General features: G+C 76.1%; 13 protein-coding genes. 5 read left to right on the plus strand and 8 right to left on the minus strand.

Annotated features, from left to right (window positions below):
* Positions 1–44: 44 nt before the first annotated feature.
* Both ACTMS2_RS28070 and ACTMS2_RS28075 read right to left on the minus strand, forming a co-directional pair.
* A complete protein-coding gene (locus ACTMS2_RS28070) occupies positions 45–2,351 on the minus strand; it encodes a HelD family protein (protein WP_441178078.1) in 2,307 nt (768 codons plus the stop codon).
* A gap of 172 nt (positions 2,352–2,523) precedes the next feature.
* Positions 2,524–3,636 (minus strand): LolA family protein, encoded by a 1,113-nt coding sequence (locus tag ACTMS2_RS28075; RefSeq protein ID WP_441178079.1) that lies wholly within the window; start codon positions 3,634–3,636, stop codon positions 2,524–2,526.
* Positions 3,637–3,732: 96 nt separating this feature from the next.
* On the opposite strand from ACTMS2_RS28075, the gene ACTMS2_RS28080 reads away from it, so the two are divergent.
* Together ACTMS2_RS28080 and ACTMS2_RS28085 are read left to right on the plus strand one after the other, a co-directional pair.
* A complete protein-coding gene (locus ACTMS2_RS28080) occupies positions 3,733–4,389 on the plus strand; it encodes a response regulator transcription factor (RefSeq protein ID WP_089001271.1) in 657 nt (218 codons plus the stop codon).
* A gap of 53 nt (positions 4,390–4,442) precedes the next feature.
* Complete coding sequence (locus ACTMS2_RS28085) at positions 4,443–5,897, plus strand: sensor histidine kinase (protein WP_441178095.1); 1,455 nt, start codon at positions 4,443–4,445, stop codon at positions 5,895–5,897.
* Positions 5,898–6,005: 108 nt separating this feature from the next.
* Here ACTMS2_RS28085 and ACTMS2_RS28090 read toward each other — a convergent pair whose 3' ends face one another.
* Both ACTMS2_RS28090 and ACTMS2_RS28095 read right to left on the minus strand, forming a co-directional pair.
* Positions 6,006–7,592 (minus strand): tetratricopeptide repeat protein, encoded by a 1,587-nt coding sequence (locus ACTMS2_RS28090; protein WP_441178080.1) that lies wholly within the window; start codon positions 7,590–7,592, stop codon positions 6,006–6,008.
* Between the two features lie 57 nt (positions 7,593–7,649).
* Positions 7,650–8,111, minus strand: a complete 462-nt coding sequence (locus ACTMS2_RS28095) for a MarR family winged helix-turn-helix transcriptional regulator (RefSeq protein WP_357662927.1) — start codon at positions 8,109–8,111, stop codon at positions 7,650–7,652.
* 50 nt (positions 8,112–8,161) lie between these two features.
* Between ACTMS2_RS28095 and ACTMS2_RS28100 the strand changes: the two genes are divergently transcribed.
* Positions 8,162–8,683 (plus strand): VOC family protein, encoded by a 522-nt coding sequence (locus ACTMS2_RS28100; protein ID WP_441178081.1) that lies wholly within the window; start codon positions 8,162–8,164, stop codon positions 8,681–8,683.
* Between the two features lie 134 nt (positions 8,684–8,817).
* Positions 8,818–9,708: a hypothetical protein gene (locus ACTMS2_RS28105; protein ID WP_441178082.1), complete on the plus strand. Its 891-nt coding sequence runs from the start codon at positions 8,818–8,820 to the stop codon at positions 9,706–9,708.
* A 56-nt stretch (positions 9,709–9,764) separates the two neighbouring features.
* On the opposite strand, the gene ACTMS2_RS28110 is transcribed toward ACTMS2_RS28105, so the two are convergent.
* Positions 9,765–9,944: a DUF4236 domain-containing protein gene (locus ACTMS2_RS28110; protein ID WP_007075522.1), complete on the minus strand. Its 180-nt coding sequence runs from the start codon at positions 9,942–9,944 to the stop codon at positions 9,765–9,767.
* A 328-nt stretch (positions 9,945–10,272) separates the two neighbouring features.
* Here ACTMS2_RS28110 and ACTMS2_RS28115 point away from each other — a divergent pair, with 328 nt between their 5' ends.
* Positions 10,273–10,845: a flavin reductase family protein gene (locus tag ACTMS2_RS28115; protein WP_441178083.1), complete on the plus strand. Its 573-nt coding sequence runs from the start codon at positions 10,273–10,275 to the stop codon at positions 10,843–10,845.
* A 116-nt stretch (positions 10,846–10,961) separates the two neighbouring features.
* On the opposite strand, the gene ACTMS2_RS28120 is transcribed toward ACTMS2_RS28115, so the two are convergent.
* The 3 genes from ACTMS2_RS28120 to ACTMS2_RS28130 are packed head-to-tail and all read right to left on the minus strand — an operon-like array spanning position 10,962 to position 12,839.
* Positions 10,962–11,474 (minus strand): GNAT family N-acetyltransferase, encoded by a 513-nt coding sequence (locus ACTMS2_RS28120; RefSeq protein ID WP_441178084.1) that lies wholly within the window; start codon positions 11,472–11,474, stop codon positions 10,962–10,964.
* Positions 11,474–11,929 (minus strand): RrF2 family transcriptional regulator, encoded by a 456-nt coding sequence (locus ACTMS2_RS28125; protein ID WP_089001265.1) that lies wholly within the window; start codon positions 11,927–11,929, stop codon positions 11,474–11,476. The genes ACTMS2_RS28120 and ACTMS2_RS28125 overlap by 1 nt, the downstream gene beginning before the upstream one ends.
* Positions 11,930–11,936: 7 nt before the next feature.
* Entirely contained in the window at positions 11,937–12,839 is a 903-nt protein-coding gene (locus ACTMS2_RS28130) for a helix-turn-helix transcriptional regulator (RefSeq protein ID WP_441178085.1), read from the minus strand.
* Positions 12,840–13,017 lie beyond the last annotated feature (178 nt).

Raw genomic sequence — 13,017 nt, forward strand, 5'->3', positions numbered from 1 at the left:
ACCCCACCTACCGCAGCGCCAACCGGGAGGGCGGGGTCGGTGGTTCAGGTGGGGCGGACGATGCCGAGGCGTTGGGTGGCGCGGGTGAGAGCGACGTAGAGGTCGCTGCGACCCCGGGGCGACTCCGCCACGACGCGGTCGGGGTCGACCAGGAGGACCGAGTCGAACTCGAGCCCCTTGGCCTGACCGACGGTGAGCACCACCACGCGGCTCTCCAACGCCGGGTCCTCGCCGACGGCGGCCTCGGGCAGGGCGGCGGTGAGCGCGCCGCCCAACTCGTCGACCCGCCCGGCCGGCACGATGACCCCGAGCCGGCCGTCGTCCAGGCCGGCCGCCTCCCGGGTGGCGGCGGCCACCAGCTCCGCCGTCAGGCGCTCCGCCGGCACCGCGCGGTCCCACGGCGGCACCCCGCTGGAGCGTACGGAGCGGGGCGGGCGCAGCGCCGGATCGATCTCTGCGAGCACCTCGGCGGCGACCGCCATGATCTCGGCCGGGGTGCGGTAGCTGACGGTCAGCTCCTCCAGCCGCCAGCGCTGCGCCACGTACGGCTCCAGCGCGTCGGCCCAGGACGGGGTGCCGGCCAGCGCGCCGGTCTGCGCCACGTCGCCGACGATGGTCATCGAGCGGCTCGGGCAGCGGCGCATCAGCAGTCGCCAGGCCATCGGCGACAGCTCCTGCGCCTCGTCGACGATCACGTGCCCGAACGCCCAGCGCCGGTCGGCCGCGGCCCGCTGGGCGGTGGTCAGCCGGTCCGCCTCCTCCTGCCGTTCGAGCAGCCGGTCGGCGTCGAGCAGGTCGGTGACGCCGAGGATCTCACCGCCGTCGGCCTCGTCCTCGACGTCGATGGAGCGGGAGCCCCGGGCGATCTCCAGTACGCCTTCGGCGTACTCCCGTTGCAGGGTCCGGATCCGTTCCCGGCGGGCGGCGGCGGCCCGCTCGTCCTCGCCGAGCAACTCGGCCGCCTCGTCCAGCAGCGGCACGTCGGCCGGCGTCCAGCCGCCCGGCTCGCGGTGCAGCGCGGCCCGTTCGGCGTCGCTGAGCATGGGCGCGGCGACGGCGATCCGCTCGGTGGAGGCGTACAGGTCGGCGAGCAGGCGCTGCGGGGTGAGCACCGGCCAGAGCTGGTCCAGCACGGCGCGCACCTCGGGCTCCTCGCGCAGCTCGCGGCGGATCTCCGCCACGTCGGCCTCGTCGAGCAGGTTCTCCCCGCCCAGCGGGTCCGCGCCGATCCGCTCGGCGACCTGGGCCGCGAGGGCATGGACGATCTCGACGTCGAAGAGCGCCCGGGCCAGGTTGTGCGGCCGGTCGGACCGGCGGGCCCGGTCCCGGGCGGCGCGCACGGTCTCCGGGTCGAGCCGCAGCACCTCCTGCTGCGGCAGCTCGATCTCCAGCGGCTCGTCGGGCACCCACTGCCGGTCCCGGACGGCGGCGGCCAGCACCCCGACCATCACCGCGCTGCCCTTGAGCGCGGCGGTCGCGGCGGGCTCGGCGCGGCGGGCGCTGACCCCCGGGAAGAGGTCGCCCTGGGTCCGCAGGAGCACGCCCGTCTCGGCCAGCGCCGGCAGCACCTGGGAGATGTAGCGCAGGAACGTGGCGTTCGGGCCGACCAGGAGCACGCCCCGGGTGGAGAGCTGCTCGCGGTGGGTGTAGAGCAGGTACGCCGCGCGGTGCAGCGCGACGGCGGTCTTGCCGGTGCCGGGGCCACCCTGCACGACCAGTACGCCCGGCAGGTCGGCGCGGATGATCCGGTCCTGCTCGGCCTGGATGGTCTCGACGATGTCGCGCATCCGGCCGGTGCGGCCGGCGTTGAGCGCGGCGAGCAGCGACGCCTCGCCGGTCAGCTCCTCGTGCGCGGTGGGGGAGGCGGTGTCCAGGTCCAGCACCTCGTCGTTGAGCGCGGTCACCTTGCGTTCCCGGGTACGCAGGTGCCGGCGGCGGCGTACGCCCTGAGGGTTGGCCGCGGTGGCGAGATAGAAGGCGCGGGCGGCCGGGGCGCGCCAGTCCATCAGCAGCGGGTCGTAGTCGCCGCCGGTGTCGAAGATCCCGATGCGGCCGATGTAGTGGGGGCCGCCGTCGTCGGTGTCGAGCCGGCCGAAGCAGAGGCCGCTCTCCACCGAGGAGAACTGCTCGACCTGGTCGGCGTACATCCGCACCGCGCTGTCGCGCTGGGAGCGGGCCTGGAGGGTGCCGCCGGTCGCCCGCAGCTCGTCGGTCAGCCGGCGGGAGGCCTGCTCACGCAGCTCGTCCAGCCGGCGATAGAGCATCGAGACGTATTCCTGTTCGCGGCCGATTTCGTCATCGGGCTGCAATTCGGCGGAATCGGCGGAATGCCTTGACAAGCCGTCTCCCATTCGAGTAGCATCTCTCTCGGAACGGCTATTATCAGCCGTTCTTTTTTGTTGCCTGAACTGAGAAAGATACCGTGCGCCGGTCGCCTCGACCAAGCGCGCCGGGCCACACCGCGACTCGTCCCGCACAGACAGCGGGGGCCCGCCGCGTGGCGGGCCCCCGGACTGCCGATTCTCAGCCCTTCGCCACCTCGTAGAGCCGCTCCGGCGTCACCGCGCCGGCGATGAGCCGGCCGTCGTCGGTGAGCAGCACGCTGAACAGCTTCCCGGTCAGCAGCCGGCCGCTGCCCCAGTCGCCGCTGACCTTCGGCAGCGCGCCGAGCAACGCCGCCGGGTCGCCGGCCGGTCCGTTCCCGGCGCGGCCGGGGGCGGCGGGTCGGTCCGCGGGCGCGCCGGCACCGTCGAGCCGCGCGACCACCACGGTGGCCCAGCTCTCGCCGACCGTACGCACGTCCGGCCGCTCGCCGTCCGCGCGCCGCTTCCCGGGGGCGTCGGCGGGCTGCCTGCCGGCGGTCTCCTCGGTCACCTTCACGCCGGGCGGCGGGTTGAAGGTGAACTGGTCGGCGTCGGGCCGGGCATACGACACCTGGGTGAAGGCCATCTCGAAGGCCGGCTTGTCGCTGCCGTCGGCGAAGACCTCGAAGCGCAGCGGCACGTGCTGCCGCGCGTCGATGGCGATGCGCACCTGGTGCACCAGCGAGGCGGCGTCGCGCGGGGCGAGCACCAGCTCGTACGCGTCGCGGCCGGCGACCGTGGCGGAGCGGCCGACGCTCACCTCGGTGCTCGGGCCGATCGCCGTGAGGGCACGGTCGGCCGCCTCCCCGGGGGTGACCGGCAACTCCGGCGTCTGGGCCCCGGTGGTGCCCTCGGGCAGCGTGCGGTGGGTGGCGGTGTTGGACCGGCTGTTCCAGGCCCACACGTCCCGGCCGTTGCGCACGATGTCGTGCTCGCCGAGCGTGTCCACCAGGGCGACGCGCTGCCGGTCGGGCCCGGAGTGCCAGACCCGCAGGGTGTGCGTGCCGGTCAGCAGGCCGGTCAGGCCGTCGCCGCCGACCAGGCCGGCCAGCGGCGGCAGGCCCAGGTCGGCGCGCTGCACGACCGTGCCGGAGAGCCCCTCCAGCCGGGAGGTCTGAAGGTCGACCAGGAGTTGGGCGGCGGTGCGCGGCGGCAGGCTCGGCTCGGCCTGGGCGGCGAACGTGCCGAGCGCGGCGCCGCCGCCGATGACGGTCGCGACGGCGGTCACCGGGACCAGCCAGCGTAGGACGGGACGGCTCTTCAGGACGGACATGTGACACCTCCTGCCGGACATCCTGCCTCCTCGACGCTGTGAGGGCGCTGAGGACGGCCGTACGACCCCGGGCGCCCGGGTGGCACCCTTGGAGGCGTGCGGTTGCTGGTGGTGGAGGACGAGTCGCGGTTGGCGTCCGCCCTGCAACGGGGGTTGCAGGCCGAGGGGTTCGCGGTGGACGTGGCGGCGACCGGCCCGGAGGGGCTCGACGCGGCACGCCACGGCGGGTACGACGCGATGGTCCTCGACGTGATGCTGCCCGGCCTCTCCGGCTACGAGCTGGTACGCCGGCTGCGCGCCGAGGAGCACTGGCTGCCGGTGCTCATGCTCTCGGCCAAGGATGGCGAGTACGACCAGGCCGACGGGCTGGACTGCGGGGCCGACGACTACCTCACCAAGCCCTTCTCGTACGTGGTGCTGCTGGCCCGGCTGCGGGCCCTGTTGCGCCGGGGCGCCCCCGAACGCCCGACGGTGCTCGCGGTCGGCGACCTCCGGCTGGACCCGGCGCGGCGACGGGTGACCCGCGCCGACGCCGAGGTCGCGCTGACCAGCCGCGAGTTCGCGCTGCTCGACTACCTCATGCGCCGCCCCGGCGAGGTGGTCTCCAAGACCGAGCTGCTGGACCACGTCTGGGACGCCAGCGTCGAGACGGCGCCGAACGCGGTCGAGGTCTACGTCGGGTACCTGCGGCGCAAGATCGGCCGGGAGCGCCTGGAGACGGTCCGGGGCGCCGGTTACCGGCTCGCCCCGTGACGCGGGGGACGCGCGGGCGGCTGCGCGCCGGGCCCGGGCTGCGCGGGCGGCTGATGGCGGTCGGCGTACTCGGTGTGTCGGGGGGACTCGCCGTCGGCGGGCTCGTCCTGCTCGCCGTGCTGGGCTGGGCCCTGCAACGTGCCGTCGACACCGAGGCGTTCCGTACCGCCGACGCGGTCGCGCTGCTCGCCGCCGAGGAGGTACTGCCCGATCCGCTGCCGGTGGCCGGCGGGCAGGTCCGGGTGCAGGTGATCGACGCCGCGGGCCGGGTGCGGGCGGCCTCCATCGACGCCGACCGGCTGGTGCCGATGGTGTCGCCGGGGAGCCTCGACGCCGGCGTGCGGCAGCGGCTGACGGTGTCGGGGGAGCGGGTCGGCCTGACCGGGCCGGTGCGGGTGGTGGCCGTACCGGCGGGCACCGCCGCCGACCCGCGTACCGTCCTGGTGGCCCGGTCGCTGGCGGACGTGCGGCACAGCGCGCACGTCGTACGGACCATCCTGCTGGTGAGCTTCCCGCTGCTGGTCGTGGTGCTCGCCGCCGTGGCCTGGCGGGTGGTCGGCGCGACCCTGCGCCCGGTGGAGGCGCTGCGCCGGGGGGCCGAGGAGATCACCGGGCGGGACGGGGGCGGGCGGCTGCCCGTACCGGCGTCGCGGGACGAGATCCACCGGCTCGCGGTGACGCTCAACGGGATGCTGGGCCGGCTGGAGTCCGCCCGGGACCGGCAACGGGCGTTCGTCGCGGACGCCGCGCACGAGTTGCGCAGCCCGCTGGCGAACATCCGTACCGAGCTGGAGGTCGCCCGGCGGCTGGCCGACCGGACGGACTGGACGGCGGTGTCGGCGAACCTGCTCGCCGACACGGAGCGGCTCGGTCGGCTCGTCGACGACCTGCTGCTGCTGGCCCGGCTCGACGAGCGGCCGCCGGCGCGGGCCACGGGGCCGGTCGAGCTGGGGGCCCTGCTGGCGGCGGTGGCCGCCCGGTACCCGTCGCCGCCGGTGCGCCTCGACGCCCCGGCGGCGCCGCTGTGGACCGAGGGCGATCCCGACGAGCTGCGTCGCATCCTGACCAACCTGGTCGACAACGCCGTCCGGCACGCCCACGGCGAGGTGGTGCTGGCCGCCGGCCCGGGCGCCGACGGGGCGGGCGGCGACGGTGGGACGTCCGGCAGGGGCCAGGCCGCCGGCGGGCGGGCCGGCCGGGGAGCGGCAGGCGGCGGGGGAGCGGGCGGCAGCGGCGTCGGGGCGTACCACCTGGTGACGGTGACCGACGACGGGCCGGGGATCCCGGCCGGGGACCGGGAGCGGGTCTTCGGCCGGTTCACCCGGCTCGACGACGCCCGCGCCCGCGACGACGGCGGCGCCGGCCTCGGCCTGGCCATCGTGCGCGAGCTGGTCCGCCGGGCCGGCGGCGGCATCGAGCTCACCGACGCCCACCCCGGGCGGGCCGGCGGGCCGGGGCTGCGGGTACGGCTGCTGCTGCCGACCCTGCCCGACCCGGAGAAACCCTGACGAAGGACGCCACGCCGGGCGGGGCCCAATTCCGGACCATCCGGCACGCCTGCGATCGGCGTCGCCGCGCCCGGGACCGGCGGCGGACCGTCAGCCGGGACCGGGCCGTCAGCCGCGACGGGTGCAGACCTGCTGCGCGCGGGCGATCGTGTCCGTCGACCACACGACCGCGACCGTGAAGCAGTAGTCGGTGCTGCGGTTCAGGCCGTAGACGACGAAGGTGGTGGTGCCGGCGGGCAGGTTGGCGAAGGCCGTCTGCGCCTGGCCGGCCCGGCCGCCCGAGATGACCACCGGACCCTCTCCGCCGGCCGGGTAGGTCCAGCGCAGCGCCACGTTGTCGCGGTTGTCCCGCAGCGTGACCGCGCCCGGCGGGCTGCCGGGGGAGGCCGCGGCCCCGCTCGTCGGGCCGGCGGCGGGCGGGGCGCCCGTGCCGGTCGACCCGCCCGCCGGCGTGGAGGCCGGCGCGCCGGTCGCGGCAGGGGGCGCCGGGTCGGGGGCACCGTCCATTGCGGCCACCCCGGTGATCACCGCGACCGTGCCCAGCAGCACCACCGCGACGCCACCGACGGCGAGCGGCAGCAGCAGGTTGCCGCGCCGCGCCGGCGCGCGGTGCACCGGCACCGGCAGCAGCCGCGACGGCTGGTAGGGCTCCTCGGGCGCGTCGGGCCGGTGGACCCGGTGCACCCCGTCGGCCTCCTCGGTGGCAGCGCCACCGGCCAGGGGTACGACCGCCGGCGGCACGGCGCTGTCGGCCGGGCCGTCGTCGGCGTCGGGGGGCCACCAGCCGGGCGGCGGATCCTCCGTCGGCTGCCGGGGCGTCGGCACCGGGTGCGGCGGCGCGGCGTAGGGGTCGGTGTGTGCCGCTGCGGCGTACGGGTCCGGCTCCGCCGGGCGGTAGCCCTGCTGCGAGGGGTGCTGCGCCGTCGCCGGTCCGTCGCCCGGGGGCGGGGTACGCGCGGACGGCACGATCGGGCCGTCGCGGCCGACGGGTGCGGTGTCGGCGCAGACGTGGTCCGGGTTGGCCGCCGCCCGGGCCAGCCCCGCCACCTGCGCCGCCAGCGGATCGTCCGCCGGCAGGTGCTGGCGGCACAGCTCCCTGGCCAGCGCGAGGTTGTCGTGCGCCTCGGCGAACTGCCCGCAGTCGCGCTGCATCGCCCCGAGCCGCGCCAGCATCTTGATGCCGCTGGGGTGCCCGTCGCCGTAGACCTCGCGGTGCAGCTCCCAGGCGTCCTGCAAGCGGTCGCGGGCCACCTGGCACTGGCCGCGCGCGTATTCCACCGTGGCCAGGTCGGCGTGGGCGGCGAGCACCCGCAGCGACTCCGGCCCGTCGAGCGCGGTCAGCTCGATGATCACTTCCTGGTAGAGCCGGGCGGCGCGCGACCAGCTGCCGACCCGGTGCAGCACCGCCGCGAGGGTGGCCGCGGCGGCCACCGTGCGCTGGTCGGCGCGCCCGTGCAACCGGGTCGTGGCCGCGTACGCGAACGCGGCCCAGCCCCGGGCCGAGTGCGGCTCGCCGAGGGCGACCAGTACGCGGGCCTGGAGGCTGGCGGCCTCGGCCAGCTCGGGCGTGGCGTTGGCCGGACGCGGGTCGGCGTCGGTCAGCGCGTCGGCGAGCAGCCGCTGGGCGCCGGCGAGGTCGCCGGAGGACACCAGGTGGTGCGCCTGGTCAGTCAGATCACCGAAGCCGGAAGGCACGCCCCATCGTGCTCATCCGACGACGGTAAGTACAAGACCCGAGGGGGAGTGTATTGGTCAAGAACCGGTCAGGTGTGCGGCGAGCGTCTCGCTGATCCGGCGCAACTGGTCCACCTGGGTGGGGGTCAGCGCGTCGAACAGGTGCCGGCGTACCCCCTCGACGTGGCCGGGCGCGGCGGCGGCGAGGGTGGCGAATCCCTCGTCGGTGAGGACCGCGATCTGCCCGCGCCGGTCGGTGGGGCATTCCTCGCGGCGGACCCAGCCCTCGGCCTCCAGCCGGGCCACGGCGTGGGAGAGCCGGCTGCGCGAGGAGCCGCTGACCTGGGCCAGTTCGCTCATCCGCAGCCGCCGTTGGGGTGCCTCGGAGAGCCGGACCAGGATCTCGTAGTAGGCGTGCGGCATCCCGGCGTCGCGTTGCAGCTCCCGGTCCAGCGCCTCCATGAGTGCCCGGGACGCGGTCAGGTACGCGCGCCAGGTGCGCTGCTCGTCGGGATCCAGCCAGCGGGTCATGACGCCCATCATACGGCACTTAGTTGAACGTTCAACGAAACCGCGCTAGCGTCGGTGGCATGGGAATCCACCGCCTCAACCACGCCGTGCTCTACGTCAGTGACCTCGCCCGCAGCGTCGACTTCTACCGGGACGTGCTGGGCTTCCGGCCGATCCCGATGACGCCGGACGGTTTCCGGGGCGCCGCCTTCCTCCAGGCGCCCGGTTCCACCAACGACCACGACCTCGGCCTGTTCGAGGTCGGCGCGGGCGCCGGGCGCTCCACCGCCGGCCGCGGCACCGTGGGCCTCTACCACCTGGCCTGGGAGGTCGACACCCTCGACGAGCTGGACGCCACCGCGCAGCGGCTCGCCGCCGCCGGCGCGCTCGTCGGCGCGTCCGACCACGGCACCACCAAGAGCCTCTACGGCCAGGACCCGGACGGGCTGGAGTTCGAGATCGTCTGGCTGGTGCCGGCCGACCGGCTCGACGAGACCGCCCTGGCCGCGCGCAAGCGGATCGGCCGGCTCGACCTGGACGCCGAGCGGCGGCGCTACGGCGGCCAGACCCGGGGCGGCGTGGGCATCTCCGTCCCGGCCTGACCGGACCCGGGCCGACGGCACCGGGGTCTTGCGAGCCGACCGCAGGGCCGACGAGGCCCGCCCGGGGGCCGGGACGCCCCCTGCGGTCGGGGGAGCCGTGCCCGGCCCGGGGCGACGTGCGGTAGAACGGCAGCATGCCGACCGACGCCGTCCTGCGCGAGCTGCTCGTCCGACACCTGGAGACCTGGCTGCCGGGGGCGCTGCACCGCGCCCGCCGGGCCACCCTCGCCCTGGCGTACGCCGGTGGCGACGCCGGCTGCGCGGAGGCCGCGCTGCGGGTGGTCGCCGGACACGCCGACCGGCTGCGGGGCCGGCAACTCACCGTGCTGGTGCTCGCCGACGGCACCGAGGACCTGCCGACCCGGCTCGGCGCCGTGGAGGCGGAACTGCCGGCGGGCGTCGCCGTGCACCTCGTGCCCGGCGGCCCGGCCCGGCTGCCGGTCGCGGTGAAGGCGGCCGGCGCGGCCGGCGCGCCCCTGCTGTCCGTCGTGGACGACGACACCGCCGATCCCGCCGTGCTGACCGCCGCGGCGGCCGGCAAGCCGGCGGACGTGCTGCTCGCCACCGCCGTCGGCACCCCGGCGCGGGCGGCCCTCGCCGACGCCGGGTTCCCGCTGACGAGCGAGGTGGAGTTGGTGACCGCCGACGGCGACCCGGCGCGGCTGTTCGCCTTCGCGACCGGGTCGGACAAGAGCCTGGAGGCGTTCAAGGAGGCGCTCTGGGCGGGCGACGGTGCCTCCGGCGTGCGCTACCGCGACCCGGCGGGCGGGCTGCTCGACGTCGTCGAGGTCCCGGAGGCAGGCCCGCTGCGCGACGAGTTGCTCGCCGAGCTGCGACGCTCGGGCCCGCGTACGGTCACCGAGCTGCGCCGGCACGTCCTCACGGCGACCGTCTACCGGTCGTCCGACGCCGTCCGGGCGCTGACCGGCCTGCTCGACGCGGGGGAGGCGACCCGCGACCCGGAGCACGGCCGGCTCGGCGGCGACGTGGTCATCTCCGCCCACGGCGCCGCGACGGCCCGCTGACCCGACGCCGAGCGGGGTGCCGGTGAATCACCGGCACCCCGCTCGACCTCGGGATCTCACGCCCGGGACTTGTCCTGCTTCCAGGACAGCGGGCCCGGCAGGTCGACGCGGTGCGCCTTGGCCCGCGAGTTCCACGACCAGCGACCGATCTTGATGCTCCAGGACGAGAACCCGTTCTCGGTGAAGTTCAGGATGATCGGGCCGTACTTCTTGCGCTTGCGGAACATCAGACCCATCGCTCAAGCTCCCTTCGAATCCCTTCCCTGCCCTGTCGAAACCGAACATTCCCGAATGGCCGGATCGGGAAACCCGGTCCGGCCGGCGTGGATCGAGCCCTGGGGTCGCCGGCAACCCCTACGCCGACGGGTGACGCGCGGCCCGGCCGCCGGGGTAGGGGTCGGTGACGGTGTCGGCCGACGTCGATGCCGCCATCGATAGGGGCATTGACCGGGGATGCGGTCGGCGGCAGCATGGGGCGATGACGCAGCGGGACGATCTTCTCCACGCGGCTCGCCCGCCCGTCGACGCAGGGCTGCCCCACGTCCGCCCGGCGCCGGTGGCGGCGTGACCACCGTGGAGTGGTCCCGGCCCGACGCGGCCGACCTGCTTCCGGTGGACCGGGACCTGTTCCGGACGCTGCTGCGCCGGCAGGCCGCCACCGTCACCGTGGTCACCACCGCCGCCCCGGACACCGCCGGGCCGACCCGCGCCGACGGTTCCGGCGAGCCCGTGCGGGCCGGCTTCACCGCCACGTCCTTCACCTCGGTGTCGCTGGACCCGCCGCTCGTCTCGTTCTGCCTCGGCACCGCCTCGTCGAGCTGGCCGGTCTTCGCCCGGGCCGAGCACGTCGCCGTGCACCTGCTCGGCGCCCAGCAGCGGGAGGCCGCCCGGGTCTTCGCCACCGGCGGGATCGACCGGTTCGCCGCCTATCCGCACTGGACGCCGGGGCCGTTCGATGTGCCGCTGCTGTCCGGGGTGCTGGCCCGGCTGCTCTGCCGCGTCGCGCACCGGGTGCCGGCCGGCGACCACACGCTCTTCGTGGCCGAGCCGCTCGCGCTCGGCGGCGGCGAGGACGGGGACCCGCTGGTCTACCACCGGGGCGGCTACACCACCACGGGCCCGCCGACGCGGGCGTGACCCGGCCGGGCCCCCGCCGACACGTCGGCCGGCGGCGCCGTCGTGGGGTACACGGGGACGGCGGGCACGCCGGTCGGTGGCGGGGACGGCCCCTTGCGGGGACGGGGCGGACGGCGTCAGGCGGTGGCGCGGTCGGCGACGAGCACGCGGGTGACGCTGCCGTCGTCCTCGGCGATGTCGCGCTCGTGCACGAAGCCGATCCTGCCCAGCAGCGCCAGCGAGGCGTGGTTGGCGTCGGCGACGGTCGCGTACACGCGGGGCAGGCCGAGGGTGTCGAAGCCGTGACGGACCAGGGCCCGGGCCAGCTCCGTGCCGAGGCCCACGCCCCAGGCCGGCTTCGCCAACGCGTAGATGATCTCGTGCCCGTCGACCTGGTCCGTCCGCTTGACCTCGGCGTGCCCGACGTAGCGGCCGTCGCGGCGTACCGCCCAGACGTCGAAGAGGTCCTCGGCGTAGACCTTCGTGAACACCCGCCCGAAGAGGGCGCCGGCCTCCTCGGCGCTCAGCGGTCCGTCGCCCATGAACCGGCCGACCTCCGGGTCGGTGAGCAGGGCGACGAAGTCCTCGGCGTCGTCGGGCCGGTAGGGCTCCAGCAGCAGGCGCGCGGTGCGCAGGACGGGGGTGGGCATCAGCGTGGCTCCCAGGCGTCGGGCAACGCCGTCAACCTACGGACGTGGGCGGGCAGGCGGCCACTGACTATCTCCGCGAGGCTCACCTCGTCGACCACGCGCCGCACCGCGGCCCGCACCGCCACCCACAGCCCCGGCAGGTTCTCCGCCGCGCCCTCGTAGCTGGTCTCCTCCGGGCGCAGCCCGCGGACGCCGGCCAGCGGACCCTCCACGGCGCGCAGCACCGCGCCGACGGTCACCTCGCGCGGCGGCCGGGCCAGCGTGTAGCCGCCCTCGGCGCCGCGCTGCGCCCGCACGACGCCGGCCCGCCGCAGGTCGGCCAGGACGGCCTCCAGGAACTTGCGGGGCATGTCCTGCTCCGCCGCGATGGCCTGGGTGGAGAGCAGCCGGGGGTACGCGGTGGCGAGGCTCAGCGCCGCCCGTACCGCGTAGTCGCCGCGCGCGGAGATCTGCACCCCGCCATCATGCCCCGCGCGGGCGGCCGGTCGCCTCGGCGGGCGGGCGGGGCCGCACGAGCGGCCCGGGCAGCGGCTGCTCGCGGGCCGCACGGAAGGCGCCCGGGCTCACCCCGACCTCGCGGGTGAAGAACCGGCCGAAGTTCGTCGGCTCGGAGAAGCCCAGCCGCCGGCCGATCCGGGCGATCGGCTCGTCGGTGGCCGCCAGCAGCCGGCTCGCCTGGAGGGCCACCCGCTCGTCGACCACCTGCTTGGCGCTGCGCCCGGTCACCGCCAGGCAGGCCCGGGTGAGCGTACGCACCGAGCAGCCCAGCCGGTCGGCGTAGTCCTCGACCCGGCGGGTGTGCTGGTAGCCGCGTTCGACCTCCCGGCAGAGCCGGTGGAACGTGGCCGCCTCCGCCCGCGTGGCCCGGGAGGCGCGTTCGGGCAGCAGCGACAGCCGCAGCAGCAGCACGGCGAGTTGGTGGCGGAGCAGGCCGCGCGCCGCCGCCACCCCCCGGTGCCGCTGGCAGTCGACCGCGAGCTGGCTGACCTCGTTGATGACCGCGTCCTCGTCCTCGCCGGCGAGCTGGAACCAGGCCCCGACGGCGTCCGGGTCGACGTCGAGCCCGTGCAGCGCCGCCGGATCCCAGCGCACCACCGTCGCGTCGAGCTGCGGGCCGGCGCAGCGCAGCACCTGCCCGGCACGCACCCGCAGCAGCGTGCCGGGGCGGCAGGGCAGGGCGCGGAAATCCAGCTCGGCCGTGCCGTGTCCGCCCGTGGTCAGCACGAGCAGGTCCCTGTCAAGCAGCACCGGGCGCCGCCAACGCGGCTCGGAGGCGAGGTCACCGAGGGCCACCGTGTCGATCTCGGCGGGGGCGGTCGCCGGGTTGCCGGGCGGAGCGGGGGAGAGCTGACCGGAAGAGACCATCGCCTGCGACCGTAGCCCGGGGCGACGATCAACGCATCCCGGGACGGCCGCCCAGGCCGGGCGGCATGCGGGCACGCTGCGGCTCCCGGTCACCGGCCGGACGGCGCGCCAGGGCCGGCGGGGGTTGTCGAGGTCACCGGGGCCGGGCTACGTTACCGGGCGGTAGCGCCGTCCGGTC

This window comes from Micromonospora sp. SD12, from assembly GCF_052068495.1.
Lineage (GTDB): Bacteria > Actinomycetota > Actinomycetes > Mycobacteriales > Micromonosporaceae > Micromonospora > Micromonospora echinofusca.

Coding starts and splice junctions, on each gene's coding strand:
- ACTMS2_RS28070 (WP_441178078.1), bottom strand. CDS start 2,351: ATGGGAGACGGCTTGTCAAGGCATTCCGCCGATTCCGCCGAATTGCAG.
- ACTMS2_RS28075 (WP_441178079.1), bottom strand. CDS start 3,636: ATGTCCGTCCTGAAGAGCCGTCCCGTCCTACGCTGGCTGGTCCCGGTG.
- ACTMS2_RS28085 (WP_441178095.1), top strand. CDS start 4,443: ATGGCGGTCGGCGTACTCGGTGTGTCGGGGGGACTCGCCGTCGGCGGG.
- ACTMS2_RS28095 (WP_357662927.1), bottom strand. CDS start 8,111: ATGGGCGTCATGACCCGCTGGCTGGATCCCGACGAGCAGCGCACCTGG.
- ACTMS2_RS28100 (WP_441178081.1), top strand. CDS start 8,162: ATGGGAATCCACCGCCTCAACCACGCCGTGCTCTACGTCAGTGACCTC.
- ACTMS2_RS28105 (WP_441178082.1), top strand. CDS start 8,818: ATGCCGACCGACGCCGTCCTGCGCGAGCTGCTCGTCCGACACCTGGAG.
- ACTMS2_RS28110 (WP_007075522.1), bottom strand. CDS start 9,944: ATGGGTCTGATGTTCCGCAAGCGCAAGAAGTACGGCCCGATCATCCTG.
- ACTMS2_RS28120 (WP_441178084.1), bottom strand. CDS start 11,474: ATGCCCACCCCCGTCCTGCGCACCGCGCGCCTGCTGCTGGAGCCCTAC.
- ACTMS2_RS28130 (WP_441178085.1), bottom strand. CDS start 12,839: ATGGTCTCTTCCGGTCAGCTCTCCCCCGCTCCGCCCGGCAACCCGGCG.